Consider the following 22,089-nt stretch of genomic DNA (forward strand, 5'->3'; position numbering starts at 1 on the left):
AAAAGCGATCTGGAAAAGGTCGCTTTTTATTTTTATCAAAGGGCATCTTTTAATAATTGAAATTCATCCCCGGACAAAAAGCGATCTGGCTACTGGCACTTTTGATCTGAATCTTGTTTTCGCGGGCTAGCCAACCGATTGCAGACCATAAATCAGCTTCACACAAAGAAGTTGCTTTCTTCAACTCCTCAAAACTCCAACATCCACCATCCAGCAACAGATTCCAGATGGTACCTGCGTTTAATCCAATTGTTCCTTTCGTCATGACAAACTCTCTTTTATGTTTATGGTATGACATTAAAACTGAAATAAAAGCGGAAATGATATATTCCGCCTGTTATTTTAGTGTGTTTTATAAAAAGGAGCTTCCGGCAAAAGATTTTTTTTCTAAATCGAGCCTTTGTAGATACAAGGCCTTAAAAATGATCATTGTTTGTTTACAAGAGTTTTGGGAAAAAGATTTGTTAGAAAAAGATTGCCATAAAGTATCATAGTTTCAAATTAAATCTTACATTTGCAGTATATTGAGATTGATTTAAACTTGTATTTGAAGTTTTACTCGCAATTTAGATTTGTAAAGTATATTCATTCAACTATTATTCTATTCATCCTCAATAAACAATTAACTAAATAAGTTTTTATAAATGAATCTTTACATTTCAAATTTGAGTTACAACGTCACAGACGCTGACTTAAACGATTTATTCGCAGATTATGGTGAAATCCTTTCTGCTAGAGTTATCACAGACAGAGAAACAGGCCGTTCAAGAGGATTCGGTTTTGTAGAATTAAAGGATGACGAAATGGGCCGGAAGGCTATCGAAGAATTAAACCAGGCTACTTATGATGAAAAAGTAATCAACGTAACAGAAGCACGTCCGAGAGAAGACCGTGGCGGAAGCCGTGGTGGTTTCGGTGGTGGTAACCGTGGCGGTGGTTTCGGTGGTGGCAATCGTGGCGGTGGCTACGGTGGCGGTAATCGCGGAGGCTATGGTAACAACGGTGGCGGAAGAAGATATTAATCCGAATTATAGCAAAAGTAAAAGCGGCCCTTTAGAGGCCGCTTTTTTTGTTTAATATTATTTAGGAGCATAGGCTGCAAACTTGCTTTTGTTTGATTATTCCCCATCTTTTTTGGATATTTGGGGAAAAGTTCCACTGCGATGGAAATAAAAATCCTTTACAATGTAAATGTTTGCCGAATACCTTGAAAAAAAGCCTGCCGAAGTCATTCAGCAGGCTTTTAGTAGTGCGTCCGGGGATCGAACCCGAGTTTCCGCCGTGAGAGGGCGGCGTCCTAGGCCACTAGACGAATGCACCGTTTCGTGTCTTAGTTTTCATTGTTTGACGCTGCGAAATTAATGATTATTTCTTTTCGATGTTCTCTTTATGCGGAAAAAATGAAAAGAATTTTATCATGCCCTGTCAGAATGATACAATAATCGTCCTTATACCACTAAAAGGCGTTAAAAGGAAAAGCAATTTCGTTTATTTTTCATTGTTCTTCCTGTTTATTTATTCTACCTTTGCCCCCTGTTATTGAACAATATACTATTGAACAATTACTAATACCAGTATTAAAATAACTAATATTATGGCAGAACTAAAAGAAAAACTTTTCTCAGAATTCGCTCCGGTCTCTACTGAAGAATGGATGGCGAAGATTACGGCTGACCTGAAAGGTGCCCCGTTTGAGAAAAAGCTTGTTTGGAAGACAGGCGAAGGATTTAATGTAAATCCTTTCTATCGTGCAGAAGACATCGAAGGTTTGAAGACTACCGAGTCTCTTCCCGGTGAATTCCCTTATGTTCGCGGAACAAAGAAGGATAACGATTGGAAGGTACGCCAGAACATCGAAGTAACTTGTTTCAAAGAAGCCAACGAAAAAGCGCTTGACATTCTGAACAAAGGTATTACTTCACTCGGTTTCATCATCAAAGGTGATGAAGTGAATGCCGAAAATATTGCAACATTACTGGATGGTATCTGTCCGGAAGCTGTAGAACTGAACTTCAACACTTGCAACTGCAAGGCTGAAAAGTTGATCGGCATCCTGGAATACTGTCTGAAAGGAAAAGACGTAGACCTGAACAAATGTTTCGGTTCTGTCAACTACGATCCTTTCAAGAAACCTTTGGTAAAAGGTAAAGAAAATGGAAATTGGGTGGAAGCTGCATCTGCTGTGCTCAAAGCAGGACAGGCTTTACCTGGTTATAAAGTATTAGCTGTAAACGGTTTCTACTTCAACAATGCCGGTGCTTATATCACTCAGGAACTGGGTTATTCATTGGCTTGGGGTAACGAACTGATGGCTAAACTGACTGAAGCCGGTTTCAGTGCAGACGAAGTTGCCAAGAAGATCAAATTCAATCTGGGTATCAGCTCTAACTATTTCATGGAAATAGCAAAGTTCCGTGCTGCCCGTTGGTTGTGGGCCGAGATCGTTGCTGCTTACAATCCTGCATGTAACTGTGCTTGCAAGATGAATGCACATGCTCAGACTTCCGAATGGAACATGACTGTTTACGATGCTCACGTAAACCTGTTGCGTTCTCAGACTGAAGCGATGTCTGCTGCTTTGGCCGGTGTCGATTCTATCACTGTTCGTCCGTTCGATAAGACTTATCAGACTCCGGATGATTTCTCAGAACGTATTGCACGCAACCAGCAATTGTTACTGAAAGAAGAATGTCACCTGGATAAGGTGGTCGATCCTTCTGCCGGTTCTTATTATGTAGAAGTACTGACTAACTCGTTGGCTGACGTTGCCTGGAAACTGTTCCTGGAAGTAGAAGACAAAGGCGGTTTCGGTGCTGAAGTGGCTAACGGTAACATACAGAATGCAGTAAATGCTTCTAACGTAGCCCGTAAGAAAGCGGTTGCTACCCGTCGCGAAATCCTGCTGGGTTCTAACCAGTTCCCGAACTTCACAGAAGTAGCTGCCGGTAAGATCAAAGAAACAGCATCCTGCTGTTGTGGCGGTGGTCACTCTTGTGGTGAATCAACGGTTACTCCTCTTGATTTCTCTCGTGGTGCATCTGAATTTGAAGCATTGCGTCTGGCTACGGAAAATAGCGGTAAAACTCCGAAAGTGTTTATGTTGACTATCGGTAACCTGTCTATGCGTATTGCCCGTTCACAGTTCTCAAGTAACTTCTTTGCTTGTGCAGGATACAAGGTAATTGATAACTTAGGTTTCGAAACAGTGGAAGCCGGTGTTGATGCTGCCATGAAAGCTGGTGCTCAGATCGTTGTTCTTTGTTCTAGTGATGACGAATATGCAGAATTCGCTCCTGCTGCTTACAAAGCATTGGCCGGACGTGCTGAGTTCGTTGTAGCCGGTGCTCCTGAATGTATGGAAGACCTGAAAGCTCAGGGTATCGATCAATTTATCAATGTAAAGAGCAACGTACTTGAAACATTGAAGGCTTTCAACGCAAAATTAGGAATCGCTTAAGTAGAAACAATTATGAGACCAAATTTTAAAAACATAGATATCAAGAATGCCGGTTTTGCAGCTACCAATGCTGCCGAATGGGCAAAAGCCAATGGCATTGAAGCCGATTGGAAAACACCTGAGCATATCGAGGTGAAACCTGTTTATACGAAAGATGACCTGGAAGGTATGGAGCATCTGCACTATGCTTCCGGTTTGCCTCCTTATCTGCGTGGCCCGTATAGCGGTATGTATGCTATGCGTCCCTGGACGATCCGTCAGTATGCCGGTTTCTCTACAGCAGAAGAATCAAATGCATTCTATCGTCGTAACCTGGCTTCCGGTCAGAAAGGTCTGTCTGTTGCATTCGACCTTCCGACACACCGCGGATACGATGCCGACAACGAACGTGTAGTCGGTGACGTAGGTAAAGCTGGTGTTTCCATCTGTTCACTGGAAAACATGAAAGTTCTGTTCGCTGGTATTCCTTTGAACAAGATGTCTGTTTCCATGACCATGAACGGTGGTGTTCTTCCAGTATTGGCATTCTACATCAACGCAGGTCTGGAACAGGGCGCTAAGTTGGAAGAAATGGCCGGTACGATTCAGAACGATATCCTGAAAGAGTTCATGGTGCGTAATACCTATATTTATCCGCCTGAATTCTCTATGAAGATCATTGCAGATATCTTCGAATATACATCACAGAAGATGCCGAAATTCAATTCTATCTCTATCTCCGGTTACCATATGCAGGAAGCCGGTGCTACAGCAGATATTGAAATGGCTTATACACTGTGTGACGGTATGGAATATCTTCGTGCCGGTGTGAACGCAGGTATCGATGTGGATGCATTCGCTCCGCGTCTGTCATTCTTCTGGGCTATCGGTGTGAACCACTTTATGGAAATCGCCAAGATGCGTGCTGCACGTATGTTGTGGGCGAAGATTGTGAAGAGCTTTGGCGCCAAGAACCCGAAATCACTGGCATTGCGTACTCACTGCCAGACTTCAGGATGGTCGTTGACGGAACAAGATCCGTTCAACAACGTAGGTCGTACTTGTATCGAGGCTATGGCTGCTGCACTGGGACATACACAGTCTCTGCACACCAACGCGCTGGACGAAGCTATCGCATTGCCGACAGACTTCTCTGCACGTATCGCTCGTAACACCCAGATTTATATCCAGGAAGAAACGAAGATCTGTAAGGAAATCGACCCATGGGCAGGTTCCTATTATGTAGAGTCTTTGACAAATGAACTGGTACACAAAGGTTGGGCTTTGATCCAGGAAATCGAAAGTATGGGCGGTATGGCAAAAGCTATCGAAACTGGTCTTCCGAAGATGCGTATCGAAGAAGCTGCAGCTCGTACTCAGGCTCGTATCGACTCTGGCGTTCAGACAATCGTCGGTGTTAACAAATACCGTCTGCCGAAAGAAGATCCGATCGATATCCTTGAAATCGACAATACAGCCGTTCGTAACGAACAGGTAGCAGCACTTAAGGTATTGCGTGAAAACCGCGATGAGGCAGCTGTTCAGCAGGCATTGGCCGATATCACTGAATGTGTAAAAACTAAGAAAGGCAACTTGCTGGAACTGGCTGTTAAGGCTGCCGGCCTGCGTGCATCCTTGGGAGAGATCTCGGATGCCTGCGAAGTTGTTGTAGGGCGTTATAAAGCAATCATCAGAACTATTTCAGGCGTGTATTCATCAGAAACAAAGAAAGACGCAGACTTTATCAGGGCTTGCGAGCTGACAGAAAAGTTTGCAAAAAAAGAAGGTCGTCAGCCTCGTATCATGATCGCTAAGATGGGTCAGGACGGACACGACCGTGGTGCTAAAGTTGTTGCAACTGGTTATGCAGACTGTGGTTTCGACGTGGATATGGGACCATTGTTCCAGACTCCGGCAGAAGCTGCCCGTCAGGCTGTTGAAAACGATGTTCACGTTATGGGTGTTTCTTCTCTGGCTGCCGGACACAAGACATTGATCCCGCAGGTAATTGAAGAACTGAAGAATTTAGGCCGCGAGGACATCATCGTTATTGCCGGTGGTGTAATTCCTGCACAGGATTATGACTTCCTGTATAAAGCAGGTGTTGCTGCTATCTTCGGTCCGGGTACTTCAGTGGCTAAGGCTGCTGTTCAGATCCTGGAAATCCTGATAGGAGAAGAATAATACGGTATAGTTTATTCAATAGATGCTGCGCAGTTTCCGGAAGGGGGCTGCGCAGTTTTTTGTATATAAAATGGATTTATCAATACTTTTCTTATCTTTGTCTTAGAGATATGAGATAAGAATATTATTCTGTGTTTATAGTTCGTATTAATAGATTTGTTATATATGGTCCGAAACTCACAAGACCTCAAAAATGAAACTACACTTTGGGAGCTTTTCCGGAATGGGGAAGAGAGTGCTTTTTCTGCGCTCTTTGAGTTGACATCAGATAAATTGTACAGATACGGAACAAAGTTCGTCAGTGATGAGGAACTGGTGAAAGATTGTATCCAGGAACTATTCATTAAATTGTATGAGAACCGGCAACAACTGCCGGCTTTAACCAACCCGCTGTTTTACCTGTTCAGTTCATTGAAAAATTTATTGATCGATATGATCCGCCATAACCAGCGGATGGTCTATATTTCGCCGGAAGAATTGCCATTTCATGTACAATTTGCATTTAACCAGGAGGACGAAGAAGAACCGGATGAAAATATAAAAGCCAGGTTTGAAGAAGTTCTCTGCCTGTTGTCCGACCGTCAGAAAGAAGCGATCTATTTACGTTTTCAGGCTGATATGTCGTATGAAGAAATATCCCAGTTGCTGGGTATAAATAATCAGTCAGCCCGTAACATCGTTCACAGGGCTATGGAAAAAATTCGGAATTGTCTGAATATAGATGCACTTATAGTGTTGTTTTTAAGCTCATTGAACTGATAGCTTAAATTATTTCTTATTTTTTCTCTTTTGAGTGAGTACAAAACGCGACCCATTTTCGTTTCCCTAATGAATACATAACAGACATATTGCAGGATGAATAACTCAGAAGAAAATAAAAAATGTTCGGAAGAAGATCTCCGATTATTGAAACGGAAGATCAGGGTAGTTGATGAGGGGCTTTCTTCAGAGGCTCGAACGGAATTATGGGCAAAAATAGAATCTGCCATTCACCGTCCGCGACGTGTGTCTGTTTCCTTTTCCATGTTCCTGCGTTATGCTGCTGTTGTTGCCATATTGTTTACTGCTACATATTATATATATACAAATTCATCTTCTCAGGAAGAAGTCGATTATGGCAGTATTCTTTCCAATACTCGATTGCCGGATGAAGCTTCGGAAAATGTAATGGTGATCTTGGGAGATAAGGATAAAATAGAGTTTGAAGACAAAGATGTACAGGTATCCCATGACGAACAAGGGAATATGCGTGTGAATCAGAAACAGATAGATCTGCCGGAATCGTCAGCCCGGGAATACAACCAACTGATCGTCCCACATGGGAAGACGACCCGTGTAACATTGAGCGATGGTTCCAGTATCTGGGCTAATTCAGGGACAAAACTGGTTTATCCGGCAGTTTTTGCCTCTGAAAAACGGGAGATATATGTAGAAGGCGAAATATATCTGGAGGTGGCGCGTAATGAAAAACATCCGTTTGTGGTAAAAACCGATATGATGGAAGTGAATGTGCTGGGGACATCTTTTAATGTATCTGCCTATAAAAATGACAAACAACAGTTTGTTGCATTGGCTACAGGTTCTGTAGCGGTTAAAGTCACAAATAAAAAGAATGTGACAACCATGAAGCCTAATCAGCTGTATACTTTAGAGAAGAATACGTTTGCAACTAAGGTTGAGGATGCGGATATATATGAATATATCTGTTGGAAAGACGGTTTCCTGATCTTTCGTAATGAATCGCTGACAGATGTCCTGAAGAAAATAGAACGATATTATAATGTAGTCCTGACTTTTGATCCTGCCGAGGTTAGTAAAGTGACGGTAAGCGGAAAACTGGATCTCAAGTCGGATATCAGGGAGACTTTCCGGATCATATCTATCACGGCGCCGATAGTATATGAAAAAGAGGGTGATGTCATAAAGATTAGTGTTAAACAATAAAAAACGGAATACCATGGGATAGAAGAGACATAAAAAGAAAACCGGAAAGTACTGGTCCTACTTTCCGGCTAGGTTCTAATTAAAAAAGCTTTACTAAAAACATTTTTTAATCTAAAAACATATACAAAGGTATGAAATTAATCACAAATCCCCGGAATTCTTATAAAGAATTTCGGAAAGTACTTCATATTATGAGAATTACTTTGTTACTCTTGCTGTTTGTAACATATGGGTGGGCGAATGAAGCAACGTATGCCCAGGTTACAGAAATCTATCTATCTTCAGGAAATAAAACCCTGCAAGAAGTATTCAGCGAAATCGAAGGAAAAACCGAATTTATATTCTTTTATAATGACAATGCAATCGACTTGTCTAAAAAAGTCCATGTGGAAAAGTCTCACGGCTCTATCGATGAGATCCTGGATAACTTACTGAAAGGATCCGGCGCTGATTATAAAATTGTAGACCGTCAGATCATTTTTTATAAAAGGAAACAGGATCCAGAAGTCCTGGTCGCTCAAGCAGTTGTGGAAAAAAAACATATAACGGGACTTGTATTGGATGAGCATAAGCTACCGGTTATCGGAGCCAATGTGGTGGAAAAGGGTACTACCAATGGCACCGTCACCGATCTGGATGGAAAATTTGCATTGGCGGTTCAGGATAATGCTGTTTTACTGGTTTCTTATATCGGTTATATTACGCAGGAAATCCCTATAAAAGGTAACAACCAGTTAAACATTATGCTGCAGGAAGATTCCAAAAGTCTGGATGAAGTAGTAGTTGTCGGCTATGGTACACAGAAAAAGGTGAATTTAACCGGCTCTGTCGATGTGATTACCGAAGAAGTGTTGGCAAACCGTTCGGCTCCTACCATGTCCCAGTTGATACAGGGAGCTTCGCCTAACCTGAATATCAGTATGAATAGCCTGGGAGGTGAACCCGGTGCTGCACGAACCTGGAATATACGTGGTACCGGTTCTCTGGCGGGGAATCAGTCTCCGTTGGTTCTGGTCGACGGTGTGGAAACGAATATCGATATGGTCGATCCAGAGTCAATTGAAAGTATATCGGTTCTGAAGGATGCTTCAGCTTCAGCGATATATGGTTCAAGAGCTCCTTTCGGGGTTATATTGGTAACGACTAAGAAAGGAAAAAAGAATCAGGAAATGCATATACAGTATAATAACAATCTGTCTTTTGCTTCTCCGTTGAATATTCCTCATTTCGTGGATGCATTGACCTGGGTGACAGCTTATAACCAGATACAGGCAAACTCAGGATTGGCTCCTATCTACCCGGATGCACAGGTACAGCGTGTAAAAGATTATATGGCCGGAACGTACAAGCCGGAGTATAACCTGGACAGTCCGCCTGCCAGCATCTGGAGAGGAAGATGGGAAGGTAATGCGAATTACGACTGGCCCTCGATGTATTATAAGAAATCGGCTTTCTCGCAAAAGCATAATATCAATATAGAAGGTGGAGGAGAGAAAACGCAATACTATGTTTCTGCCGGATATCTGGATCAGGGTGGTTTATATAAATGGGGCGATGATAAATATCAGCGTTATAACGTGATGGCCAATGTCACTTCGGAAATCAAGAAATGGCTGAGATTTGACTTCAGTTCCAAATATTCCCGTTCTGAGATAGACCGTCCGTTAGGTATTGTAGGACAATCTCAGGGATATATTTTACGCTCTTTCTTGTCTTTCGGGCCGTTGATGCCTATGTATAATGAAGATGGTACGATCAGTAACCCATTGGTCCGTGCTTTGCAGAGTAACGGACGTGAACGCAAGGAAAATCACGATCTGGGACTAACACTGCGTGGTGAGATCGAACCGGTAACGGGATGGAAGACCAGCATTTCATATAATTATAATTATGGAGGCAGTTCCAATATACAGAATCCCAAACCTGTACAAGTTCAGAATCCGAACGGTTCGATCGGTAATATCGGTGCTCCGGAAAGCGGTTCTGTAGAACAACTGGCTTATTCATATTATACACTTGTTAACGGAATCACTTCGTATGAGAAAACATGGAAAGATCATAATTTCAAAGTGTTGCTCGGATATGAAAGAGAGACAAGTTATTTCCGTGGTCTGTACGGTTCAAAGATGCAGTTGATCACGGAAGAGGTTCCTTCGATCAATACGGCATTGGGTAATGTGACTTTATCGGATGAGATCACTCATTGGGCGACAGAAGGTTATTTCGGACGTGTTAATTATAACTACAAGGAAAAATATCTGTTTGAATTCAGTGCACGTTATAATGGTTCTTCCCGTTTTGCGAAGAATTCGAGATGGGGCTTTTTTCCATCTGTTTCAGTCGGATATAATATATCGAAAGAAGATTTCTGGAAACCGGTGGAACCTTATGTGAATTCTCTGAAACTGCGTGGCTCATACGGCTCTTTAGGAAACCAGAATGTAGCCAACTATCTGTATCTTTCCACTGTGCCTGTAAATAGGGATTTGCCTCATATTATCGGTAATTCGTTGCCTATATATGCGACGGTTCCCGGCATTGTTCCGAGCGACTTGACCTGGGAAACTGTGACCACGTTGAATCTCGGTGCAGATGTGAACTTTCTGAATAACCGTCTCGGAGTAGTCTTTGACTGGTACAACAGGGTTACCAGCGATATGTTCGGGCCGGCGGAAAGTGTTCCTGCCGTATTGGGAACGAGTATTCCCTACAGTAATAATGCCAAGTTGTCTACCAAAGGTTTTGAATTGACTGTAAGCTGGCGCGATCATATCACTTCGGACCTGTCTTACAATGTCGCTTTCAGTTTAGGTGATAGCCGTTCAACAATCCTTAAATACAAAAATGACAGCGGACGTATCGATGACTGGTATGAAGGTAAAAAGGTGGGAGAGATCTGGGGATTTGTCACAGACGGCATTATACAATCGGAAGGCGAAGCTATGCCCGACCAGTCTAAATATTATAATACCTGGGGACCTGGTGATATGAAATATAAAGACCTGGACGGTAATAATATTCTGGATGACGGTGCAAGAACACTGGATGATCATGGGGACCTGAAGGTGATCGGTAACCATACGCCCCGTTTTAATTACGGTATTACAGCCGGTTTGACATGGAAGAATTTTGATTTCAATATGTTCTGGCAGGGAATTGGAAAACGGGATTATCTGGCTAATGCCAGTTTGAACCGATTTTTCGGAGTTGTAATAGGTGGAACACCCGGATCGGAATCTGCCTTGTTCAGCAATAGTCCGGCCTTGGACTATTGGCGTCCGGCTGACGAACAGAGTGCATTGGGGCCTAATACCAATGCTTATTTTCCGAAGCCTTATTTCACTTATGAGCTGGAGAAGAATCGCCTGCCTCAGTCGAGATACGTGCTTAATGCCAGTTATTTGCGCCTGAAAAATCTTCAATTGGGTTATACGGTCCCGAAACATATTTCAAGAAAGCTGTTTTTACAGCGAATACGTATCTATGTATCCGGAGAAAATTTGCTGACAATAACAAAATTGCCTGATTCTTTGGAACCGGAGACAACAGTCGCTTCCGATCCGACTTTAGGAGGAGGAAATAAAGAAAATGCAGGGGCTATTTATCCGATATCGAGAAACTATTCATTCGGGATTAATCTAACCTTTTAAATCTACAGAGTTATGAAACAGAATAAATTGACAATTATATTTTTCTCATTGCTGGTAGCGTTGGCTTTTATGGCATGTAATGATGATCTGTTGGAAAAACATCCGCTGGATGAGGTCTCTTCCGCCGATTTTTTCAAACAGCCGTCGGATATGCAGATTTATGTGAACCAGTTTTATACGAATGCATTATTACCTGTTTATTATGGACCGGTATTAGGTACCAAGTACCGGGGAGGAGGTGATGATTTCAATAGTGACAATATGATCATCGGTAGCCTGATAGATCCCCGTTTGATGGGTAGCCGTACGGTCGGTTATGAAGGACGTGTCCGTTGGGATTTCTCGGAAGTAAGATCTGTGAATTATTTTTTCGATAATTACCATAAATGTGAAAGCGATTTCAATAGCTATAAACAGTATGTGGGAGAGGCTTATTTTTTCCGGGCATTGATTTATTATCAGTTATTGCAGACATTCGGAGATGTTCCGGTCGTAACAAAGACACTGAATACGGATTCCCCTGAATTATATGAACCTCGTACACCCCGCAATCAGGTTGCCGATCGTATTATCCAGGATCTCGATTCAGCAGCTATCCTGATGTCCGATCTGAAAACCGACGGTGTGTCGCGTATTAATAAATGGATGGCGTTGGCTGTTCAATCCAGGGTGGCCCTGTATGAAGGAACCTGGGAGAAATATCATGCAAACGACGATTTCAAGGCACAGGAATCCGATCCGGAGAAGTACCTGAGAAAAGCGGTAGAAGCAGCAAGCCAGGTTATGAACTCCGGATTATTCGATATCTATTCGACGGGGAATCCGGATAAGGATTATAATGATTTGTTCGCTCAACGGGATTATTCGTCCAATCCGGAAGTCTTATTGTGGAAAAAGTTCTCGACGGCTTTAAATATCAATAATAATAAGAATTACCAGTTGGAATATCCTAACGATAAATCAGTAACGAAAGATCTGGCGGACGCGTATCTTTGTAAAGACGGAAAACCGATCAAAGTAAGTCCTTTTTATAAAGGAGATAATACTTTGATGGATGAAATGCAGGATCGTGATCCTCGGTTTAAACAAACTATATTTACTCCGGATGCTCCCTGGATGATCAATGAAACGAATACGGCTTTTTGGAAAGACGTATATGACCAGGTCAATACAAATACTAAGTTTAATGCTCCTTCCGGGTATGTATTGCGCAAAGGATATGATCCGAGGGTGGAATATCATAGTCTGAACTATGAAGAGACTCCCTCTGTCGTTTACCGTTATGCCGAGGTCTTATTGAACTATGCCGAGGCGAAGGCGGAACTTGGTGAACTTACGCAGAATGATATTGACATATCTATAAAAAAACTCCGCGACCGGGTAGGGATGCCGAATCTGATCATTTCCGATATCTCCTCTGATCCGGAATGGGATTTTCCCTCTCTTTCTCCCGTGATCAATGAGATCAGAAGAGAACGACGTGTGGAACTGGCTTCCGAAGGTTTCCGGTGGGATGATATTGCCCGTTGGGCTGCTGCTGAAGAGCTGATTGTAGGGAAAAGACCGAAGGGAGCTAAAGCGAATCAGTTTACGGATTTTTATCCGGTAGATGAAAAGGGATATCTCGATCCGTTCAAGGGATCGCTTCCTAACGGATATGGATTTGATCTGAAACGGGACTATCTGAATCCGATACCAGAATCTCAAATCGTATTAAATCCGAATCTGAAACAGAATCCAGGTTGGCAAACTAACTGAAATTTATAGTTGATCCATTAGGGTGATGCGCTGATATATTGAGGCGAGCTATGTGTCCGGTCTCGTAGGAAAGAGACCGGAACATAGTTCATCCGGGATTGTTATGGACTGCCAATAATAATGATTATTTAATTTTGAAAACAGAATGAAACCATGAAAACTAATCGAAGAGATTTTTTGAAAGGTATGGCTGCAGTTCCCTTTTTAGGCTATTTTGCAGTCGGTGCGAAAGGAAATATAACAACAGAACTGGAAAGGATACAGAACGATTATCTCTCTACTTTGAAAATAGACCATTTGTCTGCTCCGGAAGATAAATTAAGGCCTCCTACGGGAAATAATAATAATGTTGTCCGGTTCGGTGTGATCGGTAATGGCTGGCGTGGTGATCAGTTGTTGAACTCTTTGGGGTTTGTTTCTTCGAAATATGTAGAAGATAATACAGTAAACGGAAAATATACCAAAAGACTTCAGGATTTACTGGATGAGGAGGACCTATATGTCGATTTCGCCGGTGTATGTGATACGTTTGATGCCCATGCGAAAAGAGGATATGAAATTTCGTTGAATAAAGTACGCAGGGGAGGTGATAAAAGGGAACATAAACCGGCCAGGATATTTCCTACTTACCGGGAAATGATAGCCAGTGACGAAATAGATGCAGTAATCATTGCAACTCCTGATCATACACATGCCCGGATCGCTATAGATGCAGCAAAAGCAGGAAAGCATGTATATCTGGAAAAACCGATGACCCATACTGTCGAGGAAGCGTTGGAGTTAAGGGAAGCTATAAAATCGACTGGTGTAATTTTCCAGTTGGGGCATGAGAACCGTCAGCAGATGAGCTTTAAGATAGCTAACGAGTTATATAAGAAAGGGGCTTTGGGCGTTGTTTCAATGGTACAGACCTATACAAATAAAAACGATCGGAATGGTGCCTGGATACGAACAAGAGAGTTTGACCATTTGGGTAGCCCGGATACAATTAACTGGAAGGAGTTTCTGGGAAAAGCTCCCTGGGTTGAGTTTGATCCGAAGCGATATTTTAACTGGCAACGGTACAGTGAATATGGTACCGGAGTGACAGGGAATGACTTTACCCATAAATATGATTGCGTCAACCAAGTGTTGGAACTGGGTATACCGGATACGGTCGTAGCATTAGGCGGGCAGTATTATTATAAAGGACATGGCGATATGCCGGATCTGTTCAGCGCTATTTTTACCTATCCGGAAAGGGGGCTTACCATGACATATGACAGTACACTGAAGAGTGGTATTTATCGTCAATCTCATATTTTAGGTTCGGAAGTGACAATGGATATAGATAATGCGATTATGATGTATAAAGATACTTACTCGGAACGATACAAAGAGCATGCTATCAGTTCAGACGATCCTATGTATTATTACGAACCTTGTGCCGATGTGGATGCAATATCTTCGGCAACGGCTAAGACTTACCTGAAAAGCGGTTATGGTCCGACTTATATCGATGGGAAAGTTATCGATGCCACTTTCCTGCATCTGAAAGAATGGATCGATGCTATTCGCGGATTCGGAACTACCAGTTGTGGTATTGATGTCGGGTTCGAAGAGGCGGTCACTTTCAATCTGGCAAACCTGGCTTATGAACACCGGCGACCAGTTCATTGGGATAAGGTGAATGAGAAAGTTATAATCGAATAAACTAATTATCAATCGGTATATCATGGGAAAAGAAATAAAATATTCAACAGGCCAACTATGGGCTCTTACGTTGTTACGTGTATTGATCGGCTGGCATTTTTTATATGAAGGATTGATCAAATTTTATACTCCGGGTTGGACAGCTAAAGCTTATTTACAAAACACGACAGGTCCGTTCGCTCCTTTGTTCAGAAGCATGACCGGGTCAGAAATCGTACAGCGCTGTGTGGATTTAATGAATGAATGGGGGCTAATTCTCTTGGGACTGGGATTGTTCCTGGGAATATGTTCCAGATATTGTAAGATTTTCGGGATCGTACTACTATTATTCTATTATTTGGCTTATCCCCCGTTTGCAAGTCTGGGCGTAAATGCTCATGTAGAGGGAAGTTATTGGATCGTAAATAAGAATCTGATCGAAATGGCAGCTTTGTTCCTGCTTTGCTGGTTCCCTTCCAGCCATATTACAGGACTTGATTATTTTATCCGGCAGTTCAGATTCAAACTAAAGGCTAGCCGGGGACAGTAATTCTAAATTCAGATAAGAGATGAAGAATAAAATGCATCAATATATAAGAACCGGAATAAAGGGGGTGATAGGATTACTTTCCGTTTTCCCTTTTACGGATACGTATGGGCAATGGGGGTATACGATCGGGCAGAAAGAGATACCGTCGGTAATTATCCATTCGGATACTTCCCTCGTGAAAGTTTATCCGGGACATCCCAGGCTATATTTTCGCGATACGGATTTACCGGTTATCCGTGAACGTGTTCGTAGTGACTTCAGGCAGGAATGGAATGAATTGTTGTCTTATCTGAAAGAACAAACCTTACAATTCTCTCCGGAGGTGCTGGGGCGGGGAAGATACCTCAAGCATTGGGATATCGGACGTAATATGGCATTTGTAGCTGTGGTCACGGAAGATGAAAACTACATCCGGTGGGTAAAAGAATGGGTACGGGTGATGGTGAACGACGGTCCTGTCGGAAATGACGATGAATACCGCGGGCGATTGATGTCGCTGGCAGTAGCCTATGACTGGTTGTATCATTTTCTGACTGTCCGGGAGAAACGGACTATTGAAAAAGCAATACTGGAACATCTGGATACGAACTGGCATTTTTCGGCTTATGCGGATTATGTTGGCGGACATTCACGTTGGGGTAATTTCTCTTTGCTGACCGGATTGCTGGCCTTGGTTACGGATAAACCGGAATTAAGAGGGAAATTACTGGAGATACGTGAACACTGGGTTCGGGGATATTTTCCTGTGCAAGGATGGATCACAGAGAAAGGTGGCTATCATATGGGATGGAATTACAGTGCTCCCTATTTGTCGGGAAGAACGCACAGCGTCATGTCTAGTGCAACAAATGAATGTGTGTATTTTCCCTGGCAGGCAGAAATACCTCTTTTTTGGATATACGGACGGCAGGGGGATGGTTTGTTTGCGAATACGGGTGACGCCTACTCGGTTGATACCGACTTGCAGGATGAACAGGAATTACTGTATATTTCTGCCGGAATTTATAAAAATCCGTATGCAGCGTGGCTGGCTAAACCGACTAAAGACCCGTTCGCTCGAATCTTGTATGCTGATAAGGGTGTCAGGCCGGTTGCACCGGATGATAAAGCAACGCCATTGCCTTTGAGCCGGGATTTTGGAAATGCTGGAATTGTTATGGCACGGGACCGCTGGGATGAAGAGACAACTTTGCTTCAGTTCCGTTCTGTCCCTTTTTATTCGGCGAATCATCATCACCGGGATGAAAATACTTTCACGATCCACTATAAGTCACCCCTGGCGATTGATTCGGGAATGTATGACGAAGGGTGTGAGAACGGCGGATACGGAAGTACGCATTGGTGTAATTATTTTACCCGTACAATTGCCCATAACGGCATCATTGTATTTGATCCTGAGCAGGAATATAAGGTATACGGTCGTTCGGTATCCAATGACGGCGGTCAGCCTTACCGGGAAGAAGAACCGACTAAGCTGACGGATATCCTGCCCGGCGGACATGCCCATTTGGATGGTATCACATTGTGCCGGGAGACTGATAAATATACTTATGCCGTAGGGAATGCAACCAAAGCTTATGATACCAATAGGGTCAGTCTTGCACAGCGTGAGATCATTTACCTGCGGGAAAATACGACATCTCGTCCCTTAATTATAATTTTCGACCGTGTGGAAAGTACCAGAGAGGAGTTTGAAAAACGTTTCTTGCTCCATACGGTCCATAAACCGGAAATAACCGGAAATCGTCTGGTTGCAGAAAACGGAGGGGGGAGATTGACAAGTTTTACCCTTTATCCTGAAAATGCCAGGTTGGAACTGATAGGAGGAGAGAGTAGAGAAGCCTGGGTGAATGGTGTCAATTATCCTTTGAATAAAAATTGCTGGCCAAAGCCCCAGATACAAACGGGTGCCTGGCGATTAGAAGTATCACCTGCAACTAAGCAGATGAAAGATTATTTCTTGCATGTGTTGTTTGTCGACGATGCCGGTTCTCCGGAAATAACATCCGATAAGGCAATATTGATTAAAGAAAATGGTAGACTGGGGGCGTCCGTTGCCGGTTGGAAAATTCTGTTTTCCTTAGATGGTACGCCTGCGGTGATTGATGAACATAAATAACCAGATGAAATGAGACATCCTTTTTATTTGATTTTTATAGCTGCTTTTGCGATAGCTTTGGTGGCACAGGCAAAGAATCCTGTAAAAATAGTCACTATCGGAGGTGGAGGGGCAGCGGTTTCCGTAAATAACCGGATGAGTTATCAGCAAATGGTTGATCAGATGATAGATCATTGGCGCGGACAGTTATCGAAAGTGTTGCTACATAGTCCTGACCTTATATTATTGACAGAGGCCTGTGATCGTCCTTCCGGATTGACTACAGCTGAGCAGTTTGAATATTATAAAGTAAGAAAAGACCAGGTAAAAGATTTCCTGGCTTCGGTTGCAAAAGATAATCACTGTTATATTGCTTTTGGAACCAAAAGGGAAGAAAACGGGAATTGGTGGAATTCATGTATACTGCTCGACCGACATGGAAAAGTGGCGGGCACATATAATAAAAATTTTCCTACCATCCAGGAAATGAATGAGATCATGCCTTCTGATAAAGCAGAACTCCTGCTATGTGATTTTGGGACTGTGGCCTGCGCTGTCTGTTTCGACCTTAATTTTGATGAATTAAGGGAACGGTATGCCTGTCAAAAACCGGATATTATTTTGTTCCCATCGATGTACCACGGAGGTTTGGAACAAAGCAAGTGGGCTTATTCTTGTCAGGCTTATTTTGTTTGCGCCTATGGTTTTCTGAATGCTCCGTCGGAGATACGTAACCCCTTGGGAGAGGTGGTTGCTTCGAGTACAAACTATTATAATTATGCTGTGGCTACAGTCAACCTCGACCGTAAACTGGTACATCTCGATAATAACTGGGAGAAACTGACCTCCTTGAAAAAAAAGTACGGCGATCAGGTTTCTATCTCAGATCCCGGATGTATAGGGGCTGTGATGATCACCAGTGAGCATGATTCGATTTCGGTGGGTCAAATGATAGACGAATTTGGTATTCAGTTACTGGATGATTATTTCAATCAATCCCGTGCAGTTCGTGAACAATATATTCTTTAGACTATTGTAAATTCTCTGTTTTTATTTAAGTTTACAGACTGAATCTTAAAAGAATGATATCATGCAAACTGTAAACTGCTTTTTGCCTTATTTTGTTCCGACACAAGTCATGCCGGTTATTAACGAACTGAAAAGCACCGGTTGGGTGAATAAAATATACCTGATGACCTCAAATCCTGAGGCTGAAAAACTGACGGGCTGTGAAATCCTACTTATCGATACATTGACAAGTTCACAAACATTACATGCAATTTATAAGCATGCCGACGGACGTAATGTATTATTTTATACCAAATACAGCTTATTGAAGTTAGGACAATACGGACTTGAACGAATGATAGCGGCTTCGGAAGGAAAGAAGTGTAACATAATATATGCCGATCATTATACTATCGGTAACGGCATCCGTACGGAACATCCTCTCATCGATTATCAGCCGGGAAGTCTACGTGATGATTTTGATTTCGGTCCGTTGTTGCTGATCACTTATACTGCTCTGAAAGTATATTTTGAACGTTCCAACTCGCTGCCTGACTACAAATATGCAGGACTTTATCATTTCCGTCTGCACTCTTCCCCATCTTATGGGATTGTCCATATCAGGGAATATTTATACTCCTGTACAGAAGAGGATAATCGCAAAAGCGGCGAAAAGCAGTTTGATTATGTCGATCCTAAAAACAGGGAGGTTCAATTGGAAATGGAAAGTGCCTGTAACACCATATTGGATTTTTATGGAGCTTTGTTGCAGGGAGAACCCACGATCGTTCATTTTAAACCGGAAGGTTTTGCTTATGAAGTTTCTGTCATTATTCCGGTACGCAACCGTGTCCGTACGATTGAAGACGCGATACGTTCTGTGTTCATGCAACAAACATCCTTTAAGTTTAATCTGATTATTGTGGATAACCATTCGACGGACGGTACTACGGAGTTAATAGGTCGTTACATCGCGGACGAACGTTTGATTCACCTGATACCGGAACGGGATGACCTGGAAATCGGAGGCTGTTGGAATGAAGCTGTAGCTCATCCGGATTGTGGAAAATTCTGTGTACAACTGGATAGTGACGATGTATATAGCGGTTCTGATACTTTGCAGAAAATTGTTGATACTTTCTATAAGGAACAATGTGCAATGGTGATCGGGACTTATATGATGACGGATTTCAATATGAATGAAATTGCTCCGGGTATTATTGACCATAAAGAGTGGACTCCGGAGAACGGACGGAACAATGCTTTACGTATTAATGGATTGGGAGCTCCCCGTGCCTTTTATACTCCTCTTCTCCGGGAATTGAAAATGCCAAATGTCAGTTATGGGGAGGATTATGCGATCGGTCTGGCTATTTCGCGTACTTACCGGATAGGAAGAATCTACGATGTTCTTTATCTCTGCCGCCGGTGGGAAGATAATACGGATGCAGCTCTGGATATCCGTAAAATGAATGAGCATAATGCTTATAAGGATAGCTTGCGTACAAATGAGTTGAGGATGCGTGGCAATATATTGTAAATTCAAACGTCTAAGGATCAGAAATGGATACGATCAACCAACAAGTCAGAAAGTTATTGTCAGACCATCTTATCTTTTGGGATTTGGCACGTATAAATTATGCCGCATTGGAGAAGGTGCAGACCCGGAATTTGAAAGTGAATGGGTATGAGGTGGCTCTCCAGTTCAACCCGGAACGTATCCGGTCGTCCGGAGCTAAGATAGATAAGCAGTCATTAGCGGCACGTCCCTGTTTCTTATGTGAGAAAAATCGTCCGGGAAACCAGCAATGGGTGGATTTCGGAGAAGAATATCAGATCATAATCAATCCATATCCGATTTTTAAAGAGCACTTGACCATTCCGATACAATCCCATCAAAAGCAGCAGATCAAGGGACGATATGGAGATATGTTGTTGTTGGCTGAGGCATTGAGTGACTTTATTGTCTTTTATAATGGTCCTAAATGCGGGGCTTCTGCTCCTGATCATATGCATTTCCAGGCTGGGAATAAAGGGCTTTTACCTGTAGAACAAAATTGGCTACAGGCGAAAAAAGAAGAAGTACGGACTTATCGATCAGCTACTTTATATGCATTGAAGCATTTTTTGCAGCCGATGTTTGTTCTTGTTGCAGAAGAAAAAGATGATGCAGTATTCCTTTTCGAACATTTGTATGACCTGTTGGAAATCCTTCCCGGGGAATATGAACCTATGATGAACCTGCTTACATGGCATGAGGCGTGTAAATGGATCACTTGCCTGTATCCCCGGAAGAGATTACATCCTGCTTGTTATCATGCCGAAGGGGATGCGAAAATATTAATAAGTCCGGCAACGGTGGAGATGGCCGGTATCTTTATTGCTCCTTTGGAAAAAGACTATCTGAAGGTGACTGTAGAAGATCTGCAGGGGATTTTGTCTGAAGTCTGTATTTCGGAGGAAGAGATGAACGGGTTAATCCAAAAATCAAAAATATACTCATTATGAATACAAAACGAACCTCACCCTGGAGTTGGATACCTACCTTGTATTTTGCGGAAGCACTCCCTTATGTGGCGGTGATGACGATCTCAGTCATTATGTACAAACGCATGGGAATCAGTAATACGGATATCGCCCTGTATACCAGTTGGCTTTACCTGCCGTGGGTTATTAAGCCTTTTTGGAGTCCTTTCGTCGACTTATTGAAAACGAAACGCTGGTGGGTGATTACAATGCAGTTTCTGATCGGGGCAGGGCTTGCCGGGATTGCGTTTACGTTGCCGATGGACTATGCCTTTCAATTGTCGCTGGCTATCTTCTGGCTGGTAGCCTTTAGTTCGGCTACACATGATATTGCAGCGGACGGTTTTTATATGCTGGCTCTTGATCCGCATGAACAAGCTTTTTATGTGGGGATACGCAGTACCTTTTACCGGATTGCGACGATAGCAGGTCAAGGGTTGCTGGTCATGCTGGCCGGGGCTCTTGAAGTGGCTACCGGTAAGATCCCGTTGGCATGGTCGATCACTTTCCTGATCATGGCTGGTTTATTTATCGGTTTTTGTCTGTATCATAAGTATATATTGCCTGTACCAGCTTCTGATAAGGCAGCTGTCACAGTGACGGCTACCACTATTTTCAAAGAGTTCCTGGCTACATTTGTTTCTTTTTTCAAGAAGAAGCAAGCTGTAGTAGCGATCCTTTTTATGTTACTGTACCGTTTTCCCGAAGCACAACTGGTAAAATTGGTGACACCGTTCCTGATCGATCCTAGGGAAGTGGGAGGATTAGGATTGACCACCTCGGAATTAGGATTGGTCTATGGGACGATCGGTATTATCGGTCTGACCCTGGGAGGAATTATCGGAGGCATTGTTGCTTCACAGGGAGGTTTGAAGAAATGGCTGTGGCCGATGGCTTTGGCGATCACATTGCCTGACCTGGTTTTTATCTACCTGAGTACTGCATTGCCGGAAAGTCTGATCACGATCAATGTCTGTGTTTTTATCGAACAGTTCGGATATGGGTTCGGGTTTACTGCTTATATGCTTTATCTGATCTATTATTCCGAAGGGGAACATAAGACAGCACATTATGCGATATGTACGGCTTTTATGGCGTTAGGCATGATGCTTCCCGGGATGATTGCCGGATGGTTACAGGAAACACTGGGATATGTGACTTTTTTCTGGTGGGTGATGGGATGTTGTCTGATCACACTGGCGGTGACAGCTTGTCTGAAGATAGATCCGGCATTTGCCAGGAAAGAGAAAAAGAAAGAATAATT

15 protein-coding genes and 1 tRNA gene are annotated in these 22,089 nt (G+C 42.8%); 14 read left to right on the plus strand and 2 right to left on the minus strand.

Translation table 11 applies throughout. From position 1 onward, the window contains the following. Window positions 1-49: 49 nt before the first annotated feature. A complete protein-coding gene (locus tag IEY67_RS14135) occupies window positions 50-265 on the minus strand; it encodes a winged helix-turn-helix domain-containing protein (RefSeq protein WP_122356368.1) in 216 nt (71 codons plus the stop codon). Between the two features lie 379 nt (window positions 266-644). On the opposite strand from IEY67_RS14135, the gene rbp reads away from it, so the two are divergent. Further along, a complete protein-coding gene (rbp, locus tag IEY67_RS14140) occupies window positions 645-1,022 on the plus strand; it encodes an RNA-binding regulator (protein ID WP_122356366.1) in 378 nt (125 codons plus the stop codon). A 225-nt stretch (window positions 1,023-1,247) separates the two neighbouring features. On the opposite strand, the gene IEY67_RS14145 is transcribed toward rbp, so the two are convergent. Then, window positions 1,248-1,320: transfer RNA gene (locus IEY67_RS14145), tRNA-Glu, on the minus strand. A gap of 274 nt (window positions 1,321-1,594) precedes the next feature. Between IEY67_RS14145 and mutA the strand changes: the two genes are divergently transcribed. The 13 genes from mutA to IEY67_RS14210 all read left to right on the plus strand — a co-directional run bounded on the left by mutA (window position 1,595) and on the right by IEY67_RS14210 (window position 22,087). Next, entirely contained in the window at window positions 1,595-3,457 is a 1,863-nt protein-coding gene (gene mutA / locus IEY67_RS14150; RefSeq protein WP_122374965.1) for a methylmalonyl-CoA mutase small subunit, read from the plus strand. 12 nt (window positions 3,458-3,469) lie between these two features. Beyond that, a complete protein-coding gene (gene scpA, locus IEY67_RS14155) occupies window positions 3,470-5,620 on the plus strand; it encodes a methylmalonyl-CoA mutase (RefSeq protein ID WP_183672063.1) in 2,151 nt (716 codons plus the stop codon). A 165-nt stretch (window positions 5,621-5,785) separates the two neighbouring features. Then, window positions 5,786-6,379: an RNA polymerase sigma factor gene (locus IEY67_RS14160; protein ID WP_122374967.1), complete on the plus strand. Its 594-nt coding sequence runs from the start codon at window positions 5,786-5,788 to the stop codon at window positions 6,377-6,379. A gap of 96 nt (window positions 6,380-6,475) precedes the next feature. After that, a complete protein-coding gene (locus IEY67_RS14165) occupies window positions 6,476-7,564 on the plus strand; it encodes a FecR family protein (RefSeq protein WP_183672064.1) in 1,089 nt (362 codons plus the stop codon). A gap of 191 nt (window positions 7,565-7,755) precedes the next feature. Continuing rightward, window positions 7,756-11,214, plus strand: a complete 3,459-nt coding sequence (locus IEY67_RS14170) for a TonB-dependent receptor (RefSeq protein WP_229801074.1) — start codon at window positions 7,756-7,758, stop codon at window positions 11,212-11,214. Window positions 11,215-11,226: 12 nt separating this feature from the next. Further along, a complete protein-coding gene (locus IEY67_RS14175; protein ID WP_183672066.1) occupies window positions 11,227-12,972 on the plus strand; it encodes a RagB/SusD family nutrient uptake outer membrane protein in 1,746 nt (581 codons plus the stop codon). Between the two features lie 153 nt (window positions 12,973-13,125). Then, the gene (locus tag IEY67_RS14180) at window positions 13,126-14,664 is read left to right on the plus strand and encodes a Gfo/Idh/MocA family protein (protein ID WP_122374971.1); all 1,539 of its coding nucleotides are present in this window, start codon (window positions 13,126-13,128) and stop codon (window positions 14,662-14,664) included. Window positions 14,665-14,686: 22 nt separating this feature from the next. Then, window positions 14,687-15,193 carry a DoxX family membrane protein gene (locus tag IEY67_RS14185; RefSeq protein WP_183672067.1) on the plus strand — a complete coding sequence of 169 codons (507 nt, stop codon included), beginning with the start codon at window positions 14,687-14,689 and terminating at the stop codon, window positions 15,191-15,193. 19 nt (window positions 15,194-15,212) lie between these two features. Then, the gene (locus tag IEY67_RS14190) at window positions 15,213-17,312 is read left to right on the plus strand and encodes a heparinase II/III domain-containing protein (RefSeq protein WP_183672068.1); all 2,100 of its coding nucleotides are present in this window, start codon (window positions 15,213-15,215) and stop codon (window positions 17,310-17,312) included. Between the two features lie 9 nt (window positions 17,313-17,321). After that, a complete protein-coding gene (locus IEY67_RS14195) occupies window positions 17,322-18,320 on the plus strand; it encodes a carbon-nitrogen hydrolase family protein (RefSeq protein WP_122374974.1) in 999 nt (332 codons plus the stop codon). A gap of 61 nt (window positions 18,321-18,381) precedes the next feature. Next, window positions 18,382-19,839, plus strand: coding sequence for a glycosyltransferase family 2 protein (locus IEY67_RS14200; RefSeq protein ID WP_183672069.1), 1,458 nt, complete (start codon window positions 18,382-18,384; stop codon window positions 19,837-19,839). Window positions 19,840-19,862: 23 nt separating this feature from the next. Beyond that, on the plus strand, window positions 19,863-20,807 hold the full coding sequence (locus tag IEY67_RS14205; RefSeq protein WP_183672070.1) for a DUF4922 domain-containing protein: 945 nt from the start codon (window positions 19,863-19,865) through the stop codon (window positions 20,805-20,807). Then, entirely contained in the window at window positions 20,804-22,087 is a 1,284-nt protein-coding gene (locus IEY67_RS14210) for an MFS transporter (RefSeq protein ID WP_183672071.1), read from the plus strand. The genes IEY67_RS14205 and IEY67_RS14210 overlap by 4 nt, the downstream gene beginning before the upstream one ends. Window positions 22,088-22,089: the final 2 nt, after the last annotated feature.

The sequence above is a fragment of the Parabacteroides faecis genome, from assembly GCF_014647375.1.
Lineage (GTDB): Bacteria > Bacteroidota > Bacteroidia > Bacteroidales > Tannerellaceae > Parabacteroides > Parabacteroides faecis.